Origin of the sequence: Roseimaritima sediminicola (genome assembly GCF_009618275.1) — a bacterium.
GTDB lineage: Bacteria > Planctomycetota > Planctomycetia > Pirellulales > Pirellulaceae > Roseimaritima > Roseimaritima sediminicola.
This window is the reverse complement of sequence record NZ_WIAD01000011.1, coordinates 15,444-39,696: the sequence shown is the minus strand read 5'-3', so window position 1 is coordinate 39,696 and position 24,253 is coordinate 15,444. Positions and strand designations below refer to the sequence as shown.

General features: G+C 57.8%; 22 protein-coding genes. 12 read left to right on the top strand and 10 right to left on the bottom strand.

Annotation, left to right across the window (positions count from 1 at the left end; all coding sequences use genetic code 11):
* Window position 1 precedes the first annotated feature (1 nt).
* From GE027_RS08030 to GE027_RS08010, 5 genes are all read left to right on the top strand, one after another.
* Window positions 2-697: a DUF4391 domain-containing protein gene (locus tag GE027_RS08030; protein ID WP_153556676.1), complete on the top strand. Its 696-nt coding sequence runs from the start codon at window positions 2-4 to the stop codon at window positions 695-697.
* Window positions 690-2,555 carry a site-specific DNA-methyltransferase gene (locus tag GE027_RS08025; RefSeq protein WP_153556675.1) on the top strand — a complete coding sequence of 622 codons (1,866 nt, stop codon included), beginning with the start codon at window positions 690-692 and terminating at the stop codon, window positions 2,553-2,555. The genes GE027_RS08030 and GE027_RS08025 overlap by 8 nt, the downstream gene beginning before the upstream one ends.
* 110 nt (window positions 2,556-2,665) lie before the next feature.
* A complete protein-coding gene (locus GE027_RS08020; protein WP_153556674.1) occupies window positions 2,666-3,412 on the top strand; it encodes a DUF5131 family protein in 747 nt (248 codons plus the stop codon).
* Window positions 3,409-4,575, top strand: coding sequence for a three-Cys-motif partner protein TcmP (gene tcmP, locus GE027_RS08015; protein WP_153556673.1), 1,167 nt, complete (start codon window positions 3,409-3,411; stop codon window positions 4,573-4,575). The genes GE027_RS08020 and tcmP overlap by 4 nt, the downstream gene beginning before the upstream one ends.
* Window positions 4,576-4,583: 8 nt before the next feature.
* Window positions 4,584-7,700 (top strand): type III restriction-modification system endonuclease, encoded by a 3,117-nt coding sequence (locus tag GE027_RS08010; protein WP_153556672.1) that lies wholly within the window; start codon window positions 4,584-4,586, stop codon window positions 7,698-7,700.
* 35 nt (window positions 7,701-7,735) lie between these two features.
* Here the strand turns inward: GE027_RS08010 and GE027_RS08005 are convergent, their stop codons facing one another.
* Genes GE027_RS08005 through GE027_RS23575 form a run of 4 tightly spaced genes read right to left on the bottom strand, consistent with a single transcriptional unit; the run spans window position 7,736 to window position 10,554 of the window.
* A complete protein-coding gene (locus tag GE027_RS08005) occupies window positions 7,736-9,364 on the bottom strand; it encodes a phospholipase D-like domain-containing protein (protein ID WP_153556671.1) in 1,629 nt (542 codons plus the stop codon).
* A 31-nt stretch (window positions 9,365-9,395) separates the two neighbouring features.
* The gene (locus GE027_RS08000) at window positions 9,396-9,995 is read right to left on the bottom strand and encodes an HNH endonuclease (RefSeq protein ID WP_153556670.1); all 600 of its coding nucleotides are present in this window, start codon (window positions 9,993-9,995) and stop codon (window positions 9,396-9,398) included.
* Entirely contained in the window at window positions 9,992-10,423 is a 432-nt protein-coding gene (locus tag GE027_RS07995) for a hypothetical protein (RefSeq protein ID WP_202617359.1), read from the bottom strand. The genes GE027_RS08000 and GE027_RS07995 overlap by 4 nt, the downstream gene beginning before the upstream one ends.
* Complete coding sequence (locus GE027_RS23575; RefSeq protein ID WP_261344038.1) at window positions 10,420-10,554, bottom strand: hypothetical protein; 135 nt, start codon at window positions 10,552-10,554, stop codon at window positions 10,420-10,422. The genes GE027_RS07995 and GE027_RS23575 overlap by 4 nt, the downstream gene beginning before the upstream one ends.
* Before the next feature lie 346 nt (window positions 10,555-10,900).
* Here GE027_RS23575 and GE027_RS07990 point away from each other — a divergent pair, with 346 nt between their 5' ends.
* The 3 genes from GE027_RS07990 (at window position 10,901) to GE027_RS07980 (ending at window position 13,573) form a co-directional block, all read left to right on the top strand.
* Window positions 10,901-11,056, top strand: a complete 156-nt coding sequence (locus GE027_RS07990; protein ID WP_153556669.1) for a hypothetical protein — start codon at window positions 10,901-10,903, stop codon at window positions 11,054-11,056.
* A 253-nt stretch (window positions 11,057-11,309) separates the two neighbouring features.
* A complete protein-coding gene (locus GE027_RS07985) occupies window positions 11,310-13,415 on the top strand; it encodes a glycosyl hydrolase family 65 protein (RefSeq protein ID WP_162006623.1) in 2,106 nt (701 codons plus the stop codon).
* On the top strand, window positions 13,415-13,573 hold the full coding sequence (locus GE027_RS07980) for a hypothetical protein (RefSeq protein ID WP_153556667.1): 159 nt from the start codon (window positions 13,415-13,417) through the stop codon (window positions 13,571-13,573). Before GE027_RS07985 ends, GE027_RS07980 begins: the two co-directional genes overlap by 1 nt.
* 258 nt (window positions 13,574-13,831) lie before the next feature.
* Here GE027_RS07980 and GE027_RS07975 read toward each other — a convergent pair whose 3' ends face one another.
* Together GE027_RS07975 and GE027_RS07970 are read right to left on the bottom strand one after the other, a co-directional pair.
* Entirely contained in the window at window positions 13,832-14,596 is a 765-nt protein-coding gene (locus GE027_RS07975; protein ID WP_153556666.1) for a nucleotidyltransferase domain-containing protein, read from the bottom strand.
* A complete protein-coding gene (locus GE027_RS07970) occupies window positions 14,593-15,528 on the bottom strand; it encodes a nucleotidyltransferase domain-containing protein (protein ID WP_237607393.1) in 936 nt (311 codons plus the stop codon). The genes GE027_RS07975 and GE027_RS07970 overlap by 4 nt, the downstream gene beginning before the upstream one ends.
* Window positions 15,529-15,837: 309 nt before the next feature.
* Between GE027_RS07970 and GE027_RS07965 the strand changes: the two genes are divergently transcribed.
* The 3 genes from GE027_RS07965 to GE027_RS07955 all read left to right on the top strand — a co-directional run bounded on the left by GE027_RS07965 (window position 15,838) and on the right by GE027_RS07955 (window position 18,119).
* Window positions 15,838-16,368 (top strand): hypothetical protein, encoded by a 531-nt coding sequence (locus GE027_RS07965; RefSeq protein ID WP_153556665.1) that lies wholly within the window; start codon window positions 15,838-15,840, stop codon window positions 16,366-16,368.
* 1,207 nt (window positions 16,369-17,575) lie between these two features.
* Window positions 17,576-17,755, top strand: a complete 180-nt coding sequence (locus GE027_RS07960; RefSeq protein WP_153556664.1) for a hypothetical protein — start codon at window positions 17,576-17,578, stop codon at window positions 17,753-17,755.
* Window positions 17,756-17,840: 85 nt separating this feature from the next.
* Entirely contained in the window at window positions 17,841-18,119 is a 279-nt protein-coding gene (locus GE027_RS07955; protein ID WP_153556663.1) for a hypothetical protein, read from the top strand.
* A 217-nt stretch (window positions 18,120-18,336) separates the two neighbouring features.
* Here GE027_RS07955 and GE027_RS07950 read toward each other — a convergent pair whose 3' ends face one another.
* Together GE027_RS07950 and GE027_RS07945 are read right to left on the bottom strand one after the other, a co-directional pair.
* Window positions 18,337-18,831, bottom strand: coding sequence for a GNAT family N-acetyltransferase (locus GE027_RS07950; RefSeq protein ID WP_202617358.1), 495 nt, complete (start codon window positions 18,829-18,831; stop codon window positions 18,337-18,339).
* The gene (locus tag GE027_RS07945) at window positions 18,831-19,400 is read right to left on the bottom strand and encodes a GNAT family N-acetyltransferase (RefSeq protein WP_153556662.1); all 570 of its coding nucleotides are present in this window, start codon (window positions 19,398-19,400) and stop codon (window positions 18,831-18,833) included. Before GE027_RS07945 ends, GE027_RS07950 begins: the two co-directional genes overlap by 1 nt.
* Before the next feature lie 275 nt (window positions 19,401-19,675).
* On the opposite strand from GE027_RS07945, the gene GE027_RS07940 reads away from it, so the two are divergent.
* A complete protein-coding gene (locus GE027_RS07940; RefSeq protein ID WP_153556661.1) occupies window positions 19,676-20,143 on the top strand; it encodes a DUF1569 domain-containing protein in 468 nt (155 codons plus the stop codon).
* Between the two features lie 167 nt (window positions 20,144-20,310).
* Here GE027_RS07940 and GE027_RS07935 read toward each other — a convergent pair whose 3' ends face one another.
* Entirely contained in the window at window positions 20,311-21,687 is a 1,377-nt protein-coding gene (locus tag GE027_RS07935; RefSeq protein ID WP_153556660.1) for a DUF1501 domain-containing protein, read from the bottom strand.
* 23 nt (window positions 21,688-21,710) lie between these two features.
* The gene (locus GE027_RS07930) at window positions 21,711-23,993 is read right to left on the bottom strand and encodes a PSD1 and planctomycete cytochrome C domain-containing protein (protein ID WP_202617357.1); all 2,283 of its coding nucleotides are present in this window, start codon (window positions 23,991-23,993) and stop codon (window positions 21,711-21,713) included.
* Window positions 23,994-24,253 lie beyond the last annotated feature (260 nt).

Below are 24,253 nucleotides of genomic sequence, written 5' to 3'. Positions count from 1 at the left end.
GATGGACGCAGCCCAAAAGCTATTCGCTTGGCCTAAGCAAGCACACTTCGGTCGCGTACTGAACAAAGAGCGTTTCTACGCGGGAGCACGCAACAATCGAAAGCTGAAACAGCTCTTCACTGAGCAGGTCAGCCGAATGACCTGGCAATACAAGCTGGCGACCGAAACGCTGAACATCCCCTCCACGCCAGAGGTTCCAGAGATCGAAGTCATTCAGATCGAGGCAAAGACCGCCGAATTGGACGAAGCGATTTTGCAGGCGATCGATCGTGCAATTCCTAATCCGACAATTCACGAGATTCATTCGGACGATCGTACTTGCCAGATGGCTGCATTCAAGCGACCTAGCGAGGCGGATAAGTCGGCGAAAGTCATCAGTCACTACGTCTCGACAAGCTGGCAGCCTCGGAAGAGCGACCGTTCGCCTCTTCCAGTCACGCTGAACTTGAGCAAGTTGTACTCCGCTATCTTCCGAGGAATGATCGACATTCCCGATCGCGAAGGTGAGTCGCTGAAGCTTCATGTTGAACGGCATGCCGAAGTGCTGGCGGCACGGCGGGAAGCTGAGCGAATTGCCAAGAAGATGAATACCGAAAAACAGTTCAATCGCAAAGTTGATTTGAACGGTCAGCTACGAAAGATCAACGAACAAATCCAAGCACTTACCCGAACGAAACCGCAGGAAGCCGATGGTTGAGAAACTGAAGATGCACTCCCCGGACTTGGTCGCTGGCAATATTGAAAAGATCGCCGAACTGTTCCCGAACTGCGTCATCGAAGCTTCGGGCGCGGACGGCCAAGTCACCCACAAGATCGACTTCGATCTACTGCGTCAAGAATTGTCGGACGAGATTGTCGAAGGACCGCTAGAGCGCTATCACCTCAACTGGCCCGGCAAGCGAGAAGCGATTCTGGCGGCCAACGCCCCGATCGCCAAGACGCTGCGTCCGTGCCGCGAAGAAAGCATCGACTTCGACAGCACGCAAAACCTGTTCATCGAAGGCGATAACTTAGAAGCCTTGAAACTCTTGCAGGAAACCTACCTCGGCAAGGTCAAGATGATCTACATCGACCCGCCGTATAACACAGGTCGCGATTTCGTTTACAACGATTCGTTTGCCACAGATAACCGGACTTATGCTCAGCGATCCTTGCAGACCAACGAGGAGGGGGAAAGGCTTGTTCTAAATACAGAAAGCAACGGTCGGTTCCATTCGGATTGGCTGTCAATGATGGTTGCCCGTCTGCGAGTCGCCTACAGGCTATTGAAGGACGAGGGCGTCCTAATGATCTCCATAGACGAAAACGAAATCTACAATCTATGGACGGCCTGCAACGAATTATTCGGACGCGAAAATTTTGTCGAGTGCTTTGCGTATCAAAAAAAGGCTGCCGCTAAAGGGGTTCCACCAGCGAACATGGTCGTGAGTGTCCACGAGTACATTCTCTGTTACCAGAAGTCCGCCAAATTTTCGTTCCGCGGCATCGAGCGAAGCGAAGACTCTTTTTCGAATCCTGACGACGATCCCCGCGGCCCCTGGCGAAACACCAATTGCAAATCCACGACCAAGGACGCAACGGAAGCATTTGATGTAGAAGACCCCGATACCGGAAGAATCTTTCGCGACACGTGGGCGCACAGCGATGGCGAAATGAAACGATTGGCAAATGAGCGAGTGCTAATTTTTCCAGCTAGCGCAGATGGTCAAGTGCGGAAAAAGGAATATCTCAATGAGTTTGCCAATCCGAACACCCCGGTCAAGTCGTGGCTGGGCTTGTACGATGCGCAAGAAAATACTCAGACGCTGGAGAAACTTATGGGAGGAAAAGTCTTTCAGAATCCGAAAAGCTTGAAGCTGATGTGCGACATAATTCGTTTCACCGTTGCGGAAGATGAATTGGTCCTCGACTTTTTCGCCGGTTCAGGCACAACGATCCACGCTGTACACGAGATTAATGCGGAAGATTCGGGGAACCGTCGCTGGATCGCGGTGCAAGTGCCCGAAATATGTGACCCGAAGTCAAATGCGTTTGCGCTCGGCTTCAGCACCATCGCGGACATAGCTAAAGAACGCATTCGCAGGGCAACCAAGCAGATTGCCGTTGAACAAAACCTTCTTGCACAGGATCGAGACCTTGGCTTCCGCGTCCTCAAAATCGCCTCGTCTAACATGAAAGACGTTTACTACTCGCCCGCCGACACGTCGCAAGCGATGTTGGGTGGGTTGGTAGATAACATTAAGCCGGATCGCTTGGGCGAAGACTTGCTCTTTCAAGTCCTGCTGGATTGCGGCGTTGATTTGGGCTTGCCGATTAGGTCTGAAGTGCGCGACGGCCGCGAAGTCTATTTCGTCAACGATTCGCCACACGCATCACCTGACCTAATCGCATGCTTCGCCGCCGACGTCCCTGAGTCCCTTGTGAAGACCATCGCTGCTCGACAACCTCTACGAGCAGTCTTCCGTGACCATTGCTTCAATGCGGACGCAGCTAAGATTAACGTCGAGCAGATTTTCAAGCAGATGTCTCCGCAAACGCAGTTGAAGAGTCTCTAGCGGAGTGAGCTCAGGAGTTTGCAGTTCGTCGGAAAACTACGGACTGCCAAGTCCGCTGACCAGAGGTGTCCGCGGCAGGTGTAGGATCAGAGATTCGGGAGGAATCAATCATGAGCGAGAATTCAACGATCGAATGGACCGACGCAACGTGGAATCCCGTGCGCGGCTGCACCGAGATCACCTCGGGCTGCGCCCATTGCTACGCACGCACCTTCGCAGAGCGCTTTCGCGGCGTTCCGGGACACCCCTACGAACAGGGGTTTGATCTGCGGTTGGTACCGGAGAAGATCGACGAGCCGCTACGGTGGAAGCGGCCTCGCCGGGTCTTCGTCAACTCGATGAGCGATCTGTTTCACAAAGACGTTCCAGACCATTTCATCCGCCAAGTCGTCGATACGATGCTCTCCGCCAACTGGCACACCTACCAAGTGCTGACGAAGCGGGCGGAGCGGATGCGTCAAATGCTGAACGCGAGCTTGGCAGATGCTGTTCAAGCGAGACACATCTGGTGGGGAACCAGCGTCGAAAACCGGCGGCAGGGATTTCCGCGCATCGACCAATTGAAGGCGTCGAACGCTGCCGTCAAATTCCTCTCTGTCGAACCTCTTCTCGAAGATCTCGGCGAAATCGATTGGCGTGGTATCGACTGGGTGATTGTGGGCGGCGAGAGCGGCCCAGGTGCTCGGGAAATGCGGATTGATTGGGTCCGAAAGATACGTGACCAATGCCTGCGCGATGGCGTCCCCTTCTTCTTCAAGCAGTGGGGTGGCGTCCAGAAGAAGAAGAATGGGCGCGAGCTGGATGGCCGAACTCACGATGACTTCCCCGAATTCGAAGAAGTAAGGGGGGCAAGATGAGCGACGCTGGATCGCCAGAAGAAGACGAGTGGTACTTCGGGCGAGAACAAACGCGTGTGAAGCACGAGCTTCTCCGGCATTACTTGGTTGCATTTGCGGCAATTATCGGACAGAAGTGGAAATCGATCACTTTTGTGGACACATTTTCCGGACCGTGGCAGAGCCGCTCCAAGGACTTGAACGACACGTCGTTTGCGATTGCAGCGCAGCAATTAAAGGCAGCGTGTTCTCAACTCATTTCGATGGGCAGGACACCGCCCCAATTGCGTGCATTTTTCGTTGAGAAAGACCAAGCTGCTTATGAGTTGCTCCAGCAGTGGATCGATCGCACCGACGGCATTGAAATCACCAGTCGCAACGCCGACTACGCCGATTGCATTGATGACATCTGCGACTATATTTCCAAAGACAGCGACACTTTCCCTTTCATTCTGATCGATCCCAAGGGCTGGAAGCTTCCTCTGAAAACAATCACGCCGTTACTCCAGCATGATCCGGGCGAGGCGGTCGTGATGCTAATGACCGAACACGTGCGTCGCTTCATCGGAGATCAACGCGATTACGTACGCGCGACTTTCGACGAGACGTTTGGGATCGATGATGTCCACCAATGGTTCAGCGGAATCGAAAAGAAGGATCGCGACATGGCAATCGTCGAGCGATACATGTCCCGCCTTCAGCAAGCAGGCGGCTTCGCTTACGCCAGCGCTGTTCAAGTGCTGCACGGTCTGAAGAATCGCACGCATTTTCATCTGATCTATTTGACGCGGCACCATCGGGGCGTTGCGAAGTTCAAGGATGCTGAACGAAAGGCGATGGAGACCATGGAGTCGGCTCGCGCAGAGGCTGAGAAACGGAGCGGCAAGGCTGCCGAAATGCCTCTCTTTGCCGATCTGCCGACTCCCCCCTCTCAGCACTACGACCAACTGCGGCGAGAGGCGTTAACCAGAATGCGGCGGACTATTGACGCGTCACTGGAAAATCAATCGGTTGGCTACGACGATCTGTGGGCTCGATGCATGCGGCTACCACTGGTTTGGAATCGGGACGTGTCAGACTATCTGCTAGAAGGGCGGACGCAAAGTCGCTGGCAAGTAAATGGGATGAAACCAAAGCAACGGGTGTTGAAGCCAGGCGAAGGCATCAGGATCGGTAGGGAATAGGCAGGAAAATGAAGATTCAATTCAAAGTTCAGCAGTATCAAACCGACGCGGTACAGGCCGTTGTCGATTGCTTTGCGGGCCAGCCGTGCATTTCTACGCCGAAGTATGCGATCGACCCAGGTATCGAGGATGCCGCCAAGTCGCGAGCGCTACTCGATGCTCTGGAGCTGGAAGGATTTCGGAACGCCGATTTGCGACTGACCAACGCCCAGGTTCTTGAGAACATCCGTCGAATCCAGCTGGAACAGAACGTCCCCCAAGACAGCCAGTTGATCGCGAGCCCGTCCTGCAAGCTAAATCTCGACGTGGAGATGGAGACCGGTACAGGCAAGACGTACTGCTACATCAAGACGATGTTCGAATTGCACAAGCAATACGGCTGGAACAAGTTCATCATCGTCGTTCCGAGTATCGCCATCCGCGAAGGTGTCTACAAATCATTCGAGATCACCGCCGATCACTTTCTGGAGCAGTACGGCCGCCGCGCACGCTACTTTATTTACGACAGCAGCCAGCTCCACGAGCTGGAAAGCTTTTCGTCCGACGCCGGCATCAACGTGATGATCATCAACGTGCAGGCGTTCAACGCGTTCAAGTCGGATGCGAAAAACAAGACCGCTCGAATCATGTTCAGCGCTCGTGACGACTTTCAGTCACGTCGCCCCATCGATGTGCTGAAGAAAAATAAGCCGATCCTGATTTTGGACGAGCCGCAGCGGATGGGAGGCAAAGCAACTGTGAAGGCGCTTGCCGAGTTCGACCCCATGATGATCCTGCGGTATTCCGCTACACACAAGGACGAACATAACAAAGTTTACCGGTTGGATGCCCTCGATGCGTACAACCAGAAGCTGGTCAAGAAGATTGCGGTTCGCGGGATCGCAACCAAAGGACTCAAAGGAACCGACAAATACCTGTACCTGGAAGACATTCGGCTGAGCAAGAACAAGCCGCCGGTCGCTGTGTTGGAGATGGAGCAAAAGACGGCCAACGGTGTCAAGCGGATTCGCAAACTGATCTCGAAAGGCGACGACTTATTTGTGTTGTCTGGCGAATTGGACGAGTACAAGGGCTTCGTCGTTTCGGACATCGATTTTCGGGGCATCGAGGGCTTCGGCCAGGGCTTCATCGAATTCACCAATGGCGAACTTTTGACCGTTGGTACCGCCAGCGGCGACGAGAACGAGGACACCCTGCGTCGACTGCAAATTCGCGAATCGATCAAAGCTCACTTCGAAAAAGAACAGGAGCTGTTCGCGCAAGGAATCAAGTGCTTGACTTTGTTCTTCATCGATACGGTGAAGAAGTATCGCGACTACTCGCGCGAAGACGAACAAGGCGACTATGCCCGTTACTTCGAGCAGGAGTATAAGGAGATCCGCGAGGAGTTTCGCACGCTTTTTGCTGAAGATGAAGCTTACCAACGATACCTGGATGGGATCGATCCAGGTGCCACCCACCAAGGATACTTTTCGATTGACAAGAAGAGTAAACAGCTGACCGATCCAACGATCAAGAAGACCGGCGAGATGGCCGGCGAAACGGATGACGTCGATGCGTACGACCTGATTTTGAAAGACAAAGAGACGCTTCTGGCCCTTCCAGATGACAGCGATGACGATCGCTCTCGCGAGCTAAAAAATGTTCGCTTCATCTTCTCGCATTCGGCACTGCGAGAAGGCTGGGACAATCCCAATGTCTTTACGATCGGAATGCTTAAGCCAGCGGACTACGAGGGAGCAAAGAAAACAACGCGGCGCCAAGAAGTCGGACGCGGGCTACGCCTGTGCGTCGACAGTCAAGGCAGACGGATCGATGACCCGACGGTCGTTCATGACGTCAACGTCTTGACCGTGGTAGCCAACGAGAGCTTTCAAGATTTCGTCGGCAAGCTGCAGGGAGAAATGCGCGATGCGATTTCTGCTCGACCACGCTTCGCTAGCGAAGAGTACTTCACCGGAAAGCTGTTGCAAACCGAAGAGGGTGAGACGATCGTCAGTAAGACGATGGCTTCGCAGATCTATTTCTATCTCGTGCAGAACGGCTACACCGACTACGAAAAACGAATTACCCCAAAGTATCACGAAGCGAAAGACGCTGGCCAGCTCGCAGACCTTCCCGAAGAACTCAAGCCTCTGGCCGAGCCGATTTTCCGCTTGATCGACAGCGTCTTTGATGATTCGAAGCTACCGACACCCGACAATGGCCGGAATCCAAAGGGAAATCCGATCAACCAAAAGAACCTGGCGCGGGACGAGTTTCAACAGCTTTGGAAGCGGATCAATCATAAAGCGGTGTACGCTGTGGACTTCGAAACCGACGAGCTGATCGCGAACTGCGTGGAGGCGTTGAATCAGCACCTGAAGGTTTCAAAGTTGCGTTACGAGGTGCACCATGGGATTCAGCGTGATGTCAACACGGTTGATGATCTGGAAAACCGCAAAGCGTTTGAAGTGAAGGAAAACCGGACGGATACAATCGATGCCGCGGTATCCACGGATGTGAAGTATGACCTGATTGGCAAGATCAGCGAAGCGACCCAGCTCACGCGAAAGACGGTTGCCGCAATTTTGACGCGGATCACCGAGCCGACTTTCCTGCAGTACCACCAAAACCCGGAAGAGTTTCTTTCCAAGGCTTCGCGGCTGATCAACGAGCAAAAGGCAACGGTGATCATTGAGCACCTGGTTTACGACCCGCTGGAAGGCGAACACTTTTCGGACATCTTCACAGCTGACAAAAAAGCCGACATTTCAGCGGCCTACCCGGCTGAGCGTCACGTCTACGATTACGTGATCACCGACAGCAAGACGGAACGAGCATTCGTCGAAACGCTCGACAAGTCGACTGAAGTCTGCGTTTACGCAAAGCTGCCCAAGGCGTTCTCAATTCCCACGCCTGTTGGCAACTACAACCCGGACTGGGCCATCGCCTTTGAGCAGGGGCACGTCAAACACGTCTTCTTCGTAGCCGAGACGAAGGGATCCATGAACTCTTTAGAACTCCGCAAGCTCGAAGAAGCCAAAATCGAATGTGCCAAGAAATTCTTCGCGAAGATCACTAGCAACCAGGTCAAGTACGATGTGGTCGATAGCTACGATCAGTTGATGACGCTCGTGCAATAGAAATGCCGGTTGTCCTGCTTGCAGTGTTCGGCGTTTTACTCCGGCTTGGAACCGGTCTGAGAGTTGGCTCTCGCAGCGGCTTGCCATACTTCCTTCAGTTTTTCGATCTTCGTTGTGAATACGCGCTGTGATCGTTCTATGACTGCTGACGCCTTAAACAGCATCGGCTCATCAGCTTCTTCATTTTCAGGTGGATCGAGATCCGGTGCGAGCAGGGAATCGCTCGTTTTCGCGTAAAGGTCGTCAGGTGCGTTCTCAATTTGTTCTGGGATAAACGTGTCATGAATGGGGCTGGCCGCAAAACGTTTACCCAGCTTCAAGCGTTTAACACGCGACATCGGGTTTGGGAGCGCTTTTGCCCTGGTCCTGACAGGGCTGACACCAAAATCGCGCTGTAAGGCCGTGATGATCTCGTCGTATTGTTCGTCCGGAACGACGTACCCGTTGACAATCTCGAATCGAGCGTCTTCCCGCTTGTGAGCGACGGCGAACGTCGATCGATCCCAGACGTACTGAGAGTTGGGCGACGGATTCGTCTCTGGATCAATGACGGCTGCTACTTCAAGCAAGAACTGATATTTGGGTGTGACGGACCGATCGTAGTGCTGGCAATCGGAGCTTGCTGCCGGATATTCCATATCGAACACCTGCACGCTGGCCTCTTTTCGGCCAGACAGCAGGGAACGAGCAGGAATCCGTCCAGACTCTTGTCGCTCAATCTGGTTGCGGTCGAATAGGACTGCCTTGAAGCCGGCGATCGGATTGTTTGCCTGGTTTGTGCCTCGCCGATCGGAAGTTGGCCCTGCGTTACGAGTATTCCTGTTGCACAACAGGATTGTTGGCTGATCGCCATTTGCCAACGCGCTTGGGGTTTCCCAAACGAGCACCAAAGTCTGATCGGGTGAATCCCAAACAGCGGATCCCTCCTCTTCCTCCAGAGACTGGAGATAGACCCCGCCACCCTGCAGAGAAGACAAAGGCAATCGCATATTCTCGCTGTCTGATCGCACCGCCAGAATGAGCAGGACTTCGTCCAGTATGGACTGTGGACGAGGCTTGCACACAGATTGCGTCCATTCTTCAAACGTCTGATGATTGTCGTTGGTCGCGGGCAAACAACACGGATGGTGGAACGCTCTCAGCAGGTGCTTGTTAACCTTCGACGCCGTGTCACTGCCCGTTCCGGCCAAATGTTCTTCTTTGAACGGGAACTCAAATCGGTAAGACGCTTCCGCACTGCGAGGCCCAGATCCACCGAGAGCTCTCGCGGACCAATTGTGCGATCCAAGGTACACAACAGACTTTTGCTCTCCGTTCGAATTCGTGCGAAGGTAAATGAGCTTTGAGTGCATTAGAACGAGCTGGTCCGGTTCATCGGTTCCACGAACCGCAGGATCCATGAAATACTTCAATCGTAGGCAATCGCTTGGCAGTTCACCTTGCAGTTGGAGCAATGGCTCGAACCCGCAAGAACAGCTCATCGATCCAACACCGAACGAGTTTTCATGATGCAGCATTCGAAGCAGTCCAAGCCGCCCAATTCGATTCAGCCCATTGTCCGAGATGTACGCCACAAGGAAGCGACAAATGTCAGCTAATTCAATGTCAGCCCTCAACGCACGTACGTATTCGTCGTCTATCAAAGCTTCGCTGAAGAAGGTCATTTCTTTACGCAGTCCGCTGGGCTTCGGTAAGTTAGGGAGTCTCTGCCTCGCGCTCGGACGTTTGGCCGCTTCGAACCCAGTGTTCCAGTAACCCTAGTTCGGGGAAATGGTGCGGAAGAAGGCTTAGCTCGAATGGCAGCGGCAGTTCGGTAGCCTCGTTAACGGGCAGTTCCAGAATATCGTGCTTCTGACAGTAACGAGTTACAAGCTTGAGGTAGCGGCGCAAAAGGAAAAGTGGTGGAAAAACGCCCCTGCGATCCATCCATTGCAGCAAGTCTGCTTTTCCTTTGGAGCTGTTGCAACTCCGGCACGCCCAAACAAGATTGTCTCCCTCGTCTTCACCGCCGCGGAATCGAGGGATGAGATGATCGAGCGATAGGCCCGCCGTCGAACCGCAGTAGCAACACGCTTGCGGCAATGTCATCTTCAGTCGCTCGTCATCGTACAGCGATCGCATCGACATTTTGCCGGTGCGCAATCCACTGAACAACTTGCTGCGAATGATGTGGTGGTGCCGCTTGTATTTCGAGCAGCCTTCATTCAGCGCAGCGTCCGCTCGAGCGAGGTTGGCATAGGACCAAGCGATATGATCCCACACGGTTTCGATCATTGGCCCACGTGCTTTCTTCATTGCCCTTTTTCGATTGACTTACCGTAAGCGTTCGCGGACGAGTCGCAATGCAACAACCTGTCCCAATGGCTCCGCTGGACCGTCCAGTTCGGTTCGCAGGCGAGCGCCCGCAAATCGTGCTCGCTGATCCGACGCACTACTGAAGATGTTGGGTTACATAGTATCGCTTCCTGAATATCCGGTGCCAACTGCAGCAGATTCATGATCTGCGTGAGGCGGGCGCGGGAGACGTAGCCGAGGCGGGCGAGTTGGGCTTGGTCGGCGACGACGCCGTCGCGGATCAGTTGGTCGAGGCGGATGGCGAGGGCCATCAACTTGGTGACGCGGGGGATGCGGCCGGGCGTCTTTTGAGACGGCCGTGCCGATCGAAGTTGCCGCTTGCCGCGGTTTCCGTGCGTGAAACGGATCGAATGCTCGCTCTGGATCATGTGGCTTCCTCAGTTCGGTCAGCGAACTCGGTTGTCAGCGTCCGAAAGCCGGTGGGCTGGTAGGTGATCGACAGCTTGCCGGCGTCGCCGTCGTATGTGACCTGCTCGACCAGCAATTCGATGATCTCCAATTGCTCTTTTGGATGAAGGCAATCCCACAGTTGGGCGAAACTGCGGAGGCTGGACTCAAATCCGGATTCGTCAATCGCGCCGCCGGGAATGCCTTCCCCGGGGTCGGGCCTTGTGTTCGGTGTTCAGGGGGAGTTGCTGTTCGGTTTTCTTAGCGTTTCGGTGCTACTGTGGGGACTGCTGGTGTCGCCGTTTTGCTCGGCGCCCCGGGGGCTGTGCGCGGGGCAAGTCTGGCTGGGTGGGCCGCGGTCCCGCGTCTTGCGGCGGGGGGGGGGAGAGCCGTTGTCGGCAAAGCCACGTGGCCTTGTCACGGTCTGTCGTGGGGCTGCGGATTGGGGCGGAGTCCGTTTGCGACTTGCTGTGATTGGCGGCGGTTGCGGGGAGGAGCTCGTCGGCTTCGATGGCCCCGCCGACGAGCACTTCCGGTTGGGCAAAGTCGATGACGCCTTCGCGCGTCTGCGTAGCGGCAAGGCTTGTCGCCGCATCGTGCTCGATCGGGATTGACGGTGTCACTTGTCGCGGCGTGTGGAGTGAGGGAACAAGGACTATCATGTGCCCAAACGACTACGCTGAGGCATGACGCATGACGCATGACGCATGACGCATGACGCATGACGCATGACGCATGACGCATGAAAACATCTTTGTCTGCGATTGTGCGCTGGATGCGCATCGGCTCGTCGTCGTTCGTGCAATCGAGAAGCACGGAAGCGAAGGGTTCGAAGCCAAGCCTGAGGAGACTTAGAAAATGAACAGGATGAAGTACGCGGTGTTGTTAGGCCTGTTGGTATGCCTCTGCTGCCCCACGGCACGGGGCGAGGATCCCGAAACAACTCCCGCTTCCGAACCGGCCCTTCCGCAATTCATCGTTGCTGGCCACGAGCGGGAGATGCGTTTGCTGGGCGACCTCTACGAACTCCACCACTCGCCGCGCGTCGCCTGCACGCTGTGGGACGCCTGGCTGCCGATGTCCACGCTTTGGCCCGCGATTGGCAAAGAGCAATCGGCCGCTCCCCTCCGAGACTTCTACCGCCGCTCCTTTCTCCGGCGGCACATCGATCGCCAAGGCTACGTCAACATGGCCCAGCATCGGGGCCTCGCCCACCCCGGCGGTTGGCCCTTCCCGACTTGGCACCAAAGCGGGGGCATCGGGTTCCACTTCACCCACGCCAATGACGGCTACGCCGTCAGTTTGAACGTGCCACGTGCCGGCGCGGACGCGCTCGCTGCCGTGGGGATTGCAGAAAAGGAAATCGATCCCGCACGCGGCCTGGTGCTGACCACGGAAGGTCCCGCCTCTTCACTCACTTCGCCTCGGCTGCGTGTGGACACATTCGTTTCCCCTTTTGTGGTCGTCGAATGGAGCGGCCTCGATCCCGCCGCGCGACCGCGCCTTCAATGGACGACCGAAGATCTGCCGGAATTCGACGAAACTCGCAGCCTCGAGATCCCCCTCGAAACGGCTCGTCCCGGCGGACCGCTTACGTTCTCGGTCGTTCCCGCCTACCGGCATCCCGAATGGAAAGGCCGCCTGACGGGGCTTCGCCTGCACTGGGTCAACGGCGACGGCCCGCGCGAGATCGTGCTGCGTTCTGTCCACACCGCCGTCGACTCCCGCCATCCGATCACGGGCAGCCTCTTCGTTCGCGGCAGCTGTGACTTCTTCAACTGGACCGGCGACCTCGACTTCCTCCGTGCAAACATCGCCCGCATGCGCCGGGCGATCTCCTACGCCGTCGATGAATTCGCGGTGGAAGAAAACGGCTGCGTGCTCGTCCCCTGGGTCGGCCATGGCGGCCGCACGGGGTTCGTCCACGATCCTGCCGGCAAAAAGACGATTCTGTATGGGCGCGGCGTCGGCAACAATTACTGGGATCTGCTGCCGTTCGGCCACAAGGATGCGCTCGCGACGATCTATCTCTTCGACGCTGTGAATGCGCTCGCCACGCTCGAGGAAGCCGTTGCCGCGCACTCCTCCTGGAACATACCGCCACCCGCCATCCCTGCGGAAAAGCTTCGCGCCCTCGCAGCGAAAATGCGGAAGACGGGCCAACAACTATTCTGGAACGAAGCGAACGGCCGATTCTTTGCGTGCATCGACGTGGACGGCCAGCCCCACGACTACGGGTTCACCTTCCTCAATCTCGAAGCGATCCACTACGGCTTGGCGAGCGAGGAGCAGGCCCGAACGATCCTTGACTGGATCACTGGCGACCGGATCGTTGAAGGGGACACGGCCACCGGCAAGGATATCTACCACTGGCGCTTCGCTCCCCGAGCCACCACGCTGCGCAACGTCCAGTGGTACGCCTACGTCTGGCACGGCCCCGACACGATTCCCTGGGGTGGTCAGGTCCAGGACGGCGGCGCCGTCCTCGGCTTCTCGTACCACGACCTCATGGCACGGCTCAAAACCCGCGGTCCCGACGACGCCTGGGAACGGCTGAAGGTCATCCTCGACTGGTTCGGGGAAGTTCAGGCGGAAGGCGGCTACCGTGCCTACTACGAGAAACCCGGCCGCGGCTCCCTTCAGGGCGGCGGCACTCCGGGCGGTCTCGGCATGGACGCCGAATTCTTTGAATCGGTCCTTGTCCCCCAAGTCATGCTCTACGGATTCCTCGGCTTGCAGCCGCAGGCAGACCATCTCGCCCTCGATCCGAAACTCCCATCCAGCTGGCCTGAGCTGACCGTCACCCGCATCCACTACCACGACCACGTTTTTGATCTTCGCGTCGATGACAAGAGCGTCGACGTGACCTTTCGCCGGAAAGGCACCGGACCTTTGGAAATTCAACTTCCCGCGGGTGACGCTCGTGTCATTAAGTTCCATTCGCCAAACGAGCGTGCAAAGAAAAAGGGTTGATGAGCTACGAGATCGAAGACTGCCCAAAACCGGTCATCAAAGCGGTCAAACGTGCCGGAGGCGAGCAAGCAAAGCAGTGGGCTGCCGAAATGATCCGAGCTGACGAAGTGGGCTATATCTGCGATGCCGAACTAGAAAAGTTGACGCAGGCAAAGTGATGAAAATTGTCTGCCCGACATGGCTCACCAAGTATGGAAAGGCTTCGCCGAGGTCTCCGAACATCCCTCTTCCTCGGCTTTCCCATGACAGAACCGGAGCGCCCCATCATTGCGGGGCGCGCGTTCGTGGGGCCGGTGGAGGAGCGGGGCGCGCTGAATAGGTGGGGAGCAAGTTATGAACGCTGCCGGAGAGGCGTTCCTGTTTGGGTTCCGACAACGAGATGGATGCGTCGCCTCATTCGCTCCCGTCAGGTCAGCTCAACGCGTCCGCAACCGGACAAGCAGATCATTCAGCTCGCCGCGGGCTGACGGCATCTCGGGAAGCTTGTTGGCTTCGTAGGCTGATTCGAGTTCGCCGGTGAGTCGCTCGTATTCTCGGGTGTGGAAATCCAGATCGGCGGCCTCGAGCGTTCCCTTTTCCGGTCCAGAACGTTTGCGGTCGACGAGCTCGTCGATGTACGAGAGCTTTGCCGACTGGTTCAGCGTCACCAGATTGGCTTCCACCTCGCCGGTGCGCATCAGGTGGATCCCTGTCAGCAGCACGCGATACACGTACAGCAGCGGCTTGACGCGCGGTGGCGACTCCTTCGCAAAGAGCTTCCACTGGGTCGCGGCAAATCCGAGATAGTGATGTGCGTGGTGACGCGTGATGCAGTTCTTGGCGATCGCCTTTATCTCCTCGTGCTCGGGCGTGCTGTACACCACCAGCGGCGAGAAGATCTGCTCGAGCACATAGCCGTTCCGCTTCAGCATCAAACGAAAGAACTTTTCGGCGTCGTGCGTGACCAGATCGATCTCCAGGCCGTCGTAGATGCCCTCTTTCTCCACGGTTTGATCACCTTCGTCGAGTCCGACGACGGTTTCCAGCGGCAGCATGTGAACGCCCCGAAGATCGAAGTCGGAATCGGGCGAAGGGAATCCATAAAGATGGGCTCCACTGATGGTCGCGAACAGCAGCGGGTACGGATGCGACTCGACGTGCTGCATCATCTTCGCGTGGTCAATCGTGCGGGCGTCGGTCATGGCAATGACTCCTCCATCGCTCGCCGACGCGCGTCGACCAAGAATGCGTTGGCACGCTCGTAGTCGGGACGGTCCGGGAGCTTGGTTGTTTTGAACGCAGACTCAAAATCGCTTTGCAGTTCCTTCCGCCACGAGTCTGCTTTGGCGAACGGCATCTCACCTCGTTTGATCGTCAGCAATCGAGCTCGATACTGGCCGACGTCGACCATCATCTCACCTGAACGCAAGACGTGGGTTCCCGACAGCAGCAACCGAATCAAGTGCATCACGTGCTTCCACTTCACACGCCCCTGATTGCGGATGTCGGTCTGCATTTTCTTGAACTGTGACGCGACGTATCCGGAGAACGTTTGGAAAATGAGCTTCGAGAGGAATGCAGATCGCATCTCGAGCAGTTCTTCGCCCAGCGGAGTCGCTGAATCAATGACTGGAGAATAGAGGCACTCGAGCACATTCGGGTTCGCCTTCAGCGCGAGCACGATGAACTTCTGCAGTTCCCAGTAAACCTCCTGCGTCTCATCGTTTTCCAATTGCTCGGGAACCCCGAAGAGCGACCAGTGCAGGTCGGCCGTCGGCAGGTAAACTCCACGGCGATCGGTATCCGACGCTTCGTCTTCCAGACCGTACGCCCGTGATCCGATCACGCAGCGAAAGATCACGCGATCGTATAGGCCCGAGCTCATCAGCGGCGCATCGTTATCGCGGATGCTGTTGGATTTGAACTCCGCCAGCCGAACGAGTTGGTCGTGATGGATCGGGGCCTCGAACCCGTCACTGAACTTCACGCGGTAGGCGTGGGTGCGGTCCACTGGCGACCGGACGATCACGCCGACAGCACCGGCCGGGTGCGCAATGCGATCATTAGCCGCCATGACGTCTTTCTGAGCGACCACCTGTGTGCCGACACTGTAGATAAGCGATTGTTCCGTCACCGAAGTTGCCTCACTATGATTGATCTTAAGCACGTCGGCATGAATCTTTCGGTGAAACCCCGCGACAACACCCTCCCGCGCAGCGGGAGGGTAAAGCCGAATTAAATGTAGCGACGTGCTTAAAAGGTTCCTGACCAACCAACCGCCCCTGATGTTCACTCGCCCCTCCACTGCCTGTCATTCACTTCTGAGCCAAATTCTAACGAGTATCGGATACGATGACTGAAGCAAAGGTGGCGTGCACCTCGTGTGGCCGGTTGACGATTCCTATTTCAACCCTCGAGCCGTACGGCATGGGCGGACGAATTGATGGCAGACCGATCAGAAGAATTTGACGTTGGTTCCTCGGAAGACCTGCAGCGCAGGAATGGCTGGTACATCGAGAACTGGACTGCTCCGAATCTCGACGCGGCACAGGTTCCGGTCTCCCTGCAGCATCTGATTTCGGCCGCACGACAATGGGGAATCAGCTGCGACGTGACTCGCCGTGATGCTGGCAGCAAAGCGACAGATGAACAACTCACCAGCCTGACGGAGCAATTGGACAGATCCCATGCAATCTACGAGGACTGGACCTTTGGCGGGATGGATGACTTTGACCCAAGTTCGGAAGAGTGCTCGGTCTTCGGTGCGATGTACCTGTTCGAGATGGAGTATGCCGAGGGTCCGGGAATCCGGAGCAAGCTTGAGTGGGCGATAGACCGCTACGAAGTTGAACAGAGCGAACACAAGCGAGTTATCCTGCAGGAATGTTTAGAGCAAACGCTTCGTCGAGGCCGTCGGTTCGTTCGAACTCGACGCGAATCCGTCGACCGAGCTCAGCGACTGTTAGCTGAATGACTCAGGCCGCAACGGGCGCCAACTACGGCAACATGAGTTTGGCGGGGTCAGCTCACTAAGCACGTCGCAACATTTCATTCGGCTTCAATGCCCCTTCACCCCCGACCCCTCTCCCCCGAAGCCTGACTCGCTTAGGCTCGCCAGGCTTCGGGGGAGAGGGGAGAAAACGATCTTGTTTAGGAGAGCGTATCAGCCGACGACGCGCTAGCGTACGGGTCCGTTGCGCGTCGGTGCACGAAAGGGTGCTGCGCTGCAGGACGAACGATACAAACGCGGCGGACACAGAGGACGCAGACACAGGCCTGGGCTTGGGGACTCTGCGCCCCTCTGCGACTCTGCGTTTATCGACGACCTCGCATTCCGTATCGCTAAGCCGAACACAGGGATGAAAGCAGCACGCGATAATGCCCCCTCACCCCCGACCCCTCTCCCCCGAAGCCTGACTCGCTTAGGCTCGCCAGGCTTCGGGGGAGAGGGGAGAATATGGTTTTGTTTAGGAGAGCGTATCAGCCGACGACGCGCTATTGTACGGGTCCGTTGCGCGTCGGTGCACGAAAGGGTGCTGCGCTGCAGGACGAACGATACAAACGCGGCGGACACAGAGGACGCAGACACAGGCCTGGGCTTGGGGACTCTGCGCCCCTCTGCGACTCTGCGTTTATCGACGACCTCGCATTCCGTATCGCTAAGCCGAACACAAGGATGAACGCAGCACGCGATAACCGATTCGGTTGGAGGCAGGGAAACGTTACTACATCGAAGCACTACAACACGAGGCTGCCGTTGATGATCGCCTTGCCGTCGGCTGGATGCCTCCGGACGGCGAATTCGAAAGGCCGATCCCCGGCAAACGACACCCCACGTCCGTCTCCGCAGCGCCACAAAGCTCGAAGTAGAGCCGATCGTCCGGCTGCGGTCGACGTCAGGCATCTCCACCGATGCCGGAAGTTTGAGAATTTTGCACGCGAACACCACTCGAAGCCTATCGCCGGCTGACCTACATGATGATCAATGTCGGTGACGAGTCGTTCCGCTGATCTTCTGTAGAGCTGGAGGTTCCGCCGCGCTGCTTGCGTCCTGGCGCGTCATTTGCAGAAATTTGGCGGTGTGATGGTTCGCCAGCGTCATGGGATCGCTGCGACAAGCGACCTCTACGTTCGGCAACCGTTTCCGATTCCATCATCCGTCAAACAGGGACGAATCAGAGATGAATCAACCGATCAGCCCGAACAAAGTCAGTGAGAAAGAGCGAAGGCGTGCTGCGAGGATCAAGGAGAAATTGATCCACTCCGGAATGGGCGAAGACGAAGCGGAAAAGCAATCGCTGCGTCAGGCCGTCGAGGAGATGGAAAGCGGTGAAGGCGGTGGCACAAACGCCGGTGGATGATCGCACGCCAGAATGGACCGATAACAGACGCCGGGGACAACCGCCCCCGCAAACGACAAGCCCCATAACCCGATGGAGAGAATCTATGGCTACGGAAAACGATTATCACCTGCAACCGCGTAACGACGAACTTTCGGATGTGATTTGCAACCGCTGCGAGAGCGAGATTGGCGAAGTTTACGTCGCTCAACAAACCATGGCCGGTCGCGATACCGGCCGCACCGAAGCCGAGGTCACGACCGACGCTCGTCAAATCATTCAAGAGCATCTGGAGCAGTGTCCCCAGCGGGACCGAGCACCCGAAGCCAGCGAGGCGCAAGCTGCCACACCACCGAAAACGGCTCCGCTCGACAAACGTCGGTAGGGCTTCGGTTTGTGGTGGCGAGCGGACAGTCCCGAACGCATCGACAGTTTTCGCCGAGTGCGCAATGTGATCGTTCGTTGCGGTGACATCCTTCTCTGCGACGACTTGCGTGCCGACGCTGTCGATAAGCGGTTGTTCCGTTACCGGTGCTTCCCAAAAGGATTTGTTCTGGAGTGATCGCGGTCGACGAGCCCGGGCAAAGACGGCCCATGCAGAATCAACCCACGTCGGTTGGTACGGCTCGCCGCATTCGATAGTTCGTCAGCCTCACTCCGCGGCACTCGACAGATTGTTTGCGATCAACACAGAATCCCATCCGCTCAAAGAATGGTCTGGCGGTGATACTCGCGTCGGTCGTGATCGCTTCCATGGAGTGATCGATAGCGTCTTGTAGCAGCCTTTCGACCAGTCGGCGAGCAATGCCGCGGCGCTGATGGTCTGCACAGACAAACAAGCGATCGAGATGTCCGTTGCGAGTCATGTCGGTGAAGCCAACGATCCCATCACCCTCCGTCACAACATAGGCAAAACGACCATCGAACCGGGTACGCCACGCTTCGAGATCGATCGTCGGTGAAGCCCAGGCCTCGATTTGATCGGGCGCGTAATCGCGCGAGTTGATGCGATGGACGCAATCCCGGAACAAGGCCAGACAGGCCGCTGCATCTTCGCGGCGAAACGGTCTCAGCTGCAGCGACGCCGTTTTGGCCATTACTCGACCCAGTATTTCTGGTCGCTCAATGCTTCGCAGCACTGGACCGTGCCTTCGAAAGACTCGACCGCGTTGGCCGCTAATTCAAGGACCATCCAAGCGTCGGCGTTTGGTTCGGAAATAGGATACGGAGCCTGGAACCCGCGAACGCCGGCGGGAAGGAACCCAAAGCGAGTGTAGTACTTCGGATACCCGAGCACGAAGACGAGCTGGACACCGGTCTCGGCGAGCCGCTGCAACGCTGCTTCGACGAGTTGCGTCCCGATGCCTCGGCCTTGCCGCTCGCCGGTCACCGCCAAGGGGGCCAGGATTTGGGCACTTACTCGATCATCGGTTTGGCTGTTCGCGTGAATCGTGACGGATGTGAACAGCACGTGCGCAACGATCTCGTTCGCGGACTCGGCCACGAATGAATGGACCGGTTCTGCCGTCGAGTCGTCGAGCATCTCTTCAAGCAGGCTCACGATCACGGGGCCTTCAGCGTCGCCGAAGGCATCAAGGTGCACCGCGAGGATGCGGTCGCGATCATCGCTGCGAGCCGGCCGGACTTCCGTTGCACTGGTGTTCATCGCTAGTGGTGCGTCTAGGTCTCATTTTAGGGTAGCTGATCTCGCCAGAGACTGGACGGAAGCGGCGAGCAGGTCCAAAGTCTGGCAACTGTCAGCTACGGCCAGACCTTAAGATTAAATGTTGACGCAGCACTAGTCGCCCTGCGGCTCACTTAATCAACAGCCCGCTAGCGCGTGCCGCTCTGGTTTTCAAACAGACCCACGTGCTAATCTTTCGCCGAGTCGTCCATACTGTGCTTCGAACGACTCCGATTCTACCGACATACCGAAGTCCCATGAATGACCTCCGTCAGTTGCAGTTCAGCGATCTCGAAGCGGCCGTTGCGGACGCCCGGCAACTGTTGGCCGGCGGCTACGTCCGCCAGGGAAACTGGTCACTGGGGCAGATCTGTCGGCACCTGGTTTTGGTTCAGGACCCCAGCGTCGATGGCTACCCGGCGTGGATGTCGCTGTTTGCTCCGCTGCGACCTTTGGTTCGACGACTACTGTTGCCCAAGGTGCTCAGCGACGATTCACCTCGTGGGATCCGAACGGCTCCGATCTTTGTTCCACCAGACGATTTGGAAGATGCAACCGAAGTGGAAGCGTTCGCCGCCAGTGTTGGTCGTCTGCTTGGTCACCGCGGCAGCTTCGCTCCGCACCCAGGTTTCGGCCGATTGCCGCGCGAGAGGATTCTGGAGATCCACACCGCGCATGCGGCTCACCATCTCCGGCATCTCCGCGCCGAAGGTGACTCTGCTTGATTATTAGGGTCGTTATGAATCGGGACGCAATCTCTCCTACCACCAAGCCACCGACACCCCGGACACGCTCGGTTACCCGCGGATGACCGAAGTCACGCTGAGCGACGTGCCGGCGGACTCTCTCGCGGCGAAGGCCGAAACGGCCGGTCCAAAGGGACGCGGTCCAGTTAGGCGATTACCTCGGTCGCGACGTTTCCGTGGACGTCGGTGAGGCGAAAATCGCGGCCCGAGTAACGATAGGTCAGCCGCTCGTGGTCGAGCCCCATCAGGTGCAGGATGGTGGCGTGCAGGTCGTGCACGTGCATCGGGTGTTCCACGGCCGTCGCGCCGAACTCGTCGGAAACACCGTGGCTGTAACCACCCTTGACCCCTCCGCCTGCCAGAAAACAAGTGAAATTGCGGTTGTAATGTCCGCGGCCCTGAGGGGTGAGGTCTTCCCAGGGCGTGCGGCCAAACTCCGTACAGCCAACCACCAGCGTCTCGTCCAGCAAGCCGCGACGTTTCAGGTCCGTCAGCAACCCGGCGATCGGCCTGTCGACATTCCGGCTCAGATTCTCATGCTGCTTCATATCGCGGTGATTGTCCCAATTGGTGTTCGAGCCGACGTCGAACAGTTGCACCACACGGACGCCGCGTTCCACCAATCGTCTGGCGACCAGGCACTGCGCGGCGAACGAGGCTGGGTTGGCCGTATCGGGACCGTACAGATCCAGCACATGCCGCGGTTCGCGGGCGACATCGAGCGCTTCGGGGGCTTGCTGCATCAGTCCCTGTGCGGTTTGCAGGCTGGTGATGCGAGAACGCAGCTCGGGCGCCTCGGCATGTCGCTGCAGGTGAGCCTGGTTCCAGTCGTTTAACATCTGGCGTTCCAGGTCCTGCCGACGAACCGAAGCAATGGGGCTGGCCAGATTGGGGAGCGAATCGGGGCCGGGAATGAAGCGCGTCCCTTTGTGAAAGCCGGGCAGGAAGCCGGAATCCCAGGCCAGAAAGGCGTTGTAAGGTTCCTTGGCCGCCAGCACGACATAAGGCGGTAGGCTGGTGTTTTGTGTGCCCAGTCCGTAACTGATCCAGGCCCCGATGCTGGGCATGGGGAACGTGATCGAACCGGTCAGCATGCCCTGTGTCGCCGCCGAGTGGCCGCCCGAGTCTCCCCGCACCGTGTGCAGAAAACAAATGTCGTCGACGACCGAACCGACGTGGGGGAACAGTTCGGACACCATCTTGCCGCATTCCCCATAAGGCCGGAATTTCCAGTCCGTGCCCTTCAGTGACCGCTTGTTACTGCCGATCGTCTTGCCGTGGTCTTTGTTCAGTTGCGGCTTGTGATCGAACGTATCGACGTGCGACAGCCCACCGGTGAAGAAGAACAGGATCAGGTGCTTGGCTCTGGCGGGAAAATGACCCGGCTTTGGCGCCAGCGGATGCCCGCCGCCCAGTTCCGCCGCCAGGGTCAATCGCCGATGCAGCGCCAGCTCTCCGGCGGTGCCCAGTGCCGCGGCGCTGGTTAAAAACGAGCGGCGGTCCAGTCGAGGATTCGGTGTCATGGCAAACCAATACGTCTTCGTGTTCAGTCTACGTACATCAATTCATTGGACGCCAGCAGCGTTCGCGTCAGTGCCGCCCAGCTCTCGTGCTCGCGAGCCTCGGCGGCGATCCCTTCCGCTTTCAGCACGTCCTCATACCGCTCGAGAAACTCGCCGGCTCGCGCCTGCTCGCCGGCCGACGGCGGCCGAGCAAGGAGGCTCAGGAAAGCGTGACGCAGCCGCAATTCCACGCTCGGCTCCGCCGCGATCAACCGCTGTGCAAAGCCGGCGGCGCTCTCGTGGACCATTTCGTTGTTGAACAGGAATAACCCCTGCTGCGGCAGAGCCGAACTGTCCCGCATGGCCGTGGAAAGACTCGGATCGGCACCGTTGAACAAGGACAAAAAGGGATGGGCATGCAGCCGCTGGACCATCAGATAGATGCTGCGATGGTTCGAGGGATAACTGCCCGGATTGAATTGGCGATGCGCCGTGAACTTCCACTTGGACGGCTCGGGGAAGGGGTGTGGACCGGGTCGCGCGAGGTCCAGCGTACCGCCGATCGCCAGCAGCGTGTCGCGGAACGCCTCGGCGTCCAGCCGGCGACGCTCGAACCGCCAATACCACCGGTTGCCCGTATCCTGTTGGTCACCGGCCGCATTGCGCCCGCTGGACATCTGATAGGTCTTGGAAAGCATGATCCTGCGATGCATCTCTTTCATCGACCACTTCGAGGCAATGAATTCCGACGCCAGCCAGTCGAGCAATTGCGGATGGGTCGGAGGTGTGCCGCGATATCCGAAATCGGAAGGAGTGGCCACAAGCGGTTTGCCGAAGTGAAACTGCCAGAGGCGGTTGGCCATCACGCGTGCGGTCAGAAAGTCGGCCTTGGTGGTCAGCCACCGAGCCAATTCCAGCCGGCCGCTGGCCCCTTCGGCAATCGATAGGCCTTCGGGGTCCACCGCCCGCGGCACGCCGCGCGGGACCGCTTCGCCCAAGTCACGTGGGTTGCCCGCCTTTTGAAGCTTTGCATCGAGCGGTTTTGATTCGGAAACGGCGTACGCCATGGGGATGGGTTCCGCACCGCCGGCCTCCTTTCGCTTGGCCACCTCCTGGGGAGGAAGAAGCGGTGCGAAATGCGTCTGCTTGCGAACTTCTTCGGCGCCCGGGAATGGGTACTGCGTGCTGGCGAAGATACCGTACAAGGCGTAATAGTCCCGCTGGGAGATCGGCTCGAATTTATGGTCATGACAGCGTGCGCAGCGGACGGACAAACCAAGCAGCGCGGGGCCGACGGTCGCCAGCGTGTCTTCGATCACGATGTGCATGTCTTCCAGTTCGCGCGTCCCCATCCGCTTGGCTTGGGCGATAAAGCCGGTGGCGATGACCAGTCGCCGATACTCCTCCGGCGAAGCTTCGCGGGCCAGCAGATCTCCGGCCAACTGCTCGTGCAGGAAACGGTCATACGGAACGTCGGCATTGAACGCGTCCACCACATAATCGCGATAGAGATAAGCCTGCGGGATCGGATAATCCGAATTGTCGCCAGCGGTGTCCGCGTATCGGACCAGGTCCAGCCAGTAACGACCCCAACGCTCGCCGTACTGAGGCGAAGCAAGCAGCGTCTCGACCACCTCCGCAAAGGCCTCGGGGCGATCGTCGGCGACGAATGCTTCGATCTGTTCGGCGGTCGGTGGCAACCCGATCAGATCGTAGTAGGCCCGCCGCAGCAGCACGTGTTTGTCGGCAGGGCCATTGGGCGAGAGGTCTTGCTGATGACGCGCCGCCGCGACGAACCGATCGATCGGAGCCTCTGCCCAGCCGGTCGGATCCTCCGGCAGCGGAGCCCTGGTCAACGGCTGAAAGGCCCAGTGAGTTGACGGCGAATTCGCATCGACCGCGTCGGCGGCCTCGGCCTCGGGCCACTTCGCGCCCGCAGCGATCCAGGCGGTCAGATCGGCAATGGCCTCGTCGCCCAACGGTTCTTCCGGCGGCATCTGAACCGGCTGAGCGTCGTTGTGCTGGAGCGCCCGGATCAACAGACTCTGCTCGGCGTCGCCCGGGACAATCGCCGGACCATGCTCGCCTCCTTCGAGCAACGCTTGCCGCGAATCGAGTCGCAATTCGCCGCTGGCCACGTCGGGACCATGGCACTGGACGCAGGCTTCAACCAGCACCGGACGAATGCGAGTTTCGAAAAAGGTCTCGTCCGTGCGGTCGGCCGGCGTTTCCGGTCCGGCCGCCGAGGCAAGCGAACCGACACAGGCCGCAACCATTCCGCCGAACAACACCAGTACGTATCGAACTCGTACGTATCGACGAGCCATAGCTGACCTCAAGCAACAAAGGGACGCGCCAGTGAGTTTCAGACAGTGCCCAACATACCACCCGGGGGCGTGCCCTTCAAACGAACCCGCGTCCATCGATAAAAACCCGTCTTCTTGGTCACGACGGGGCGATCCGCCTTTGCCCGCGATGACGACAGTCGGAGTAAACCACGCTCGGCCATGGCCCTACCGTTCTGGACGACGCGAATGTGATGCTAACTGCGTTGAATCGCGGACCGATAGCAGTCGATAGCCTCGGA

Bases quoted from the DNA above. Each gene is read 5' to 3' on its own strand.
- GE027_RS07950 (WP_202617358.1), bottom strand. From the start codon at position 18,831: ATGGCCAAAACGGCGTCGCTGCAGCTGAGACCGTTTCGCCGCGAAGAT.
- GE027_RS08025 (WP_153556675.1), top strand. From the start codon at position 690: ATGGTTGAGAAACTGAAGATGCACTCCCCGGACTTGGTCGCTGGCAAT.
- GE027_RS08005 (WP_153556671.1), bottom strand. From the start codon at position 9,364: ATGACCTTCTTCAGCGAAGCTTTGATAGACGACGAATACGTACGTGCG.
- GE027_RS08030 (WP_153556676.1), top strand. From the start codon at position 2: ATGGACGCAGCCCAAAAGCTATTCGCTTGGCCTAAGCAAGCACACTTC.
- GE027_RS07985 (WP_162006623.1), top strand. From the start codon at position 11,310: ATGAAGTACGCGGTGTTGTTAGGCCTGTTGGTATGCCTCTGCTGCCCC.
- GE027_RS07930 (WP_202617357.1), bottom strand. From the start codon at position 23,993: ATGGCTCGTCGATACGTACGAGTTCGATACGTACTGGTGTTGTTCGGC.
- GE027_RS07965 (WP_153556665.1), top strand. From the start codon at position 15,838: ATGGCAGACCGATCAGAAGAATTTGACGTTGGTTCCTCGGAAGACCTG.
- tcmP (WP_153556673.1), top strand. From the start codon at position 3,409: ATGAGCGACGCTGGATCGCCAGAAGAAGACGAGTGGTACTTCGGGCGA.
- GE027_RS07975 (WP_153556666.1), bottom strand. From the start codon at position 14,596: ATGACCGACGCCCGCACGATTGACCACGCGAAGATGATGCAGCACGTC.
- GE027_RS07935 (WP_153556660.1), bottom strand. From the start codon at position 21,687: ATGACACCGAATCCTCGACTGGACCGCCGCTCGTTTTTAACCAGCGCC.
- GE027_RS07995 (WP_202617359.1), bottom strand. From the start codon at position 10,423: ATGATCCAGAGCGAGCATTCGATCCGTTTCACGCACGGAAACCGCGGC.
- GE027_RS07940 (WP_153556661.1), top strand. From the start codon at position 19,676: ATGAATGACCTCCGTCAGTTGCAGTTCAGCGATCTCGAAGCGGCCGTT.
- GE027_RS08020 (WP_153556674.1), top strand. From the start codon at position 2,666: ATGAGCGAGAATTCAACGATCGAATGGACCGACGCAACGTGGAATCCC.
- GE027_RS07960 (WP_153556664.1), top strand. From the start codon at position 17,576: ATGAATCAACCGATCAGCCCGAACAAAGTCAGTGAGAAAGAGCGAAGG.
- GE027_RS07945 (WP_153556662.1), bottom strand. From the start codon at position 19,400: ATGAACACCAGTGCAACGGAAGTCCGGCCGGCTCGCAGCGATGATCGC.
- GE027_RS08000 (WP_153556670.1), bottom strand. From the start codon at position 9,995: ATGAAGAAAGCACGTGGGCCAATGATCGAAACCGTGTGGGATCATATC.
- GE027_RS07955 (WP_153556663.1), top strand. From the start codon at position 17,841: ATGGCTACGGAAAACGATTATCACCTGCAACCGCGTAACGACGAACTT.
- GE027_RS08010 (WP_153556672.1), top strand. From the start codon at position 4,584: ATGAAGATTCAATTCAAAGTTCAGCAGTATCAAACCGACGCGGTACAG.
- GE027_RS07980 (WP_153556667.1), top strand. From the start codon at position 13,415: ATGAGCTACGAGATCGAAGACTGCCCAAAACCGGTCATCAAAGCGGTC.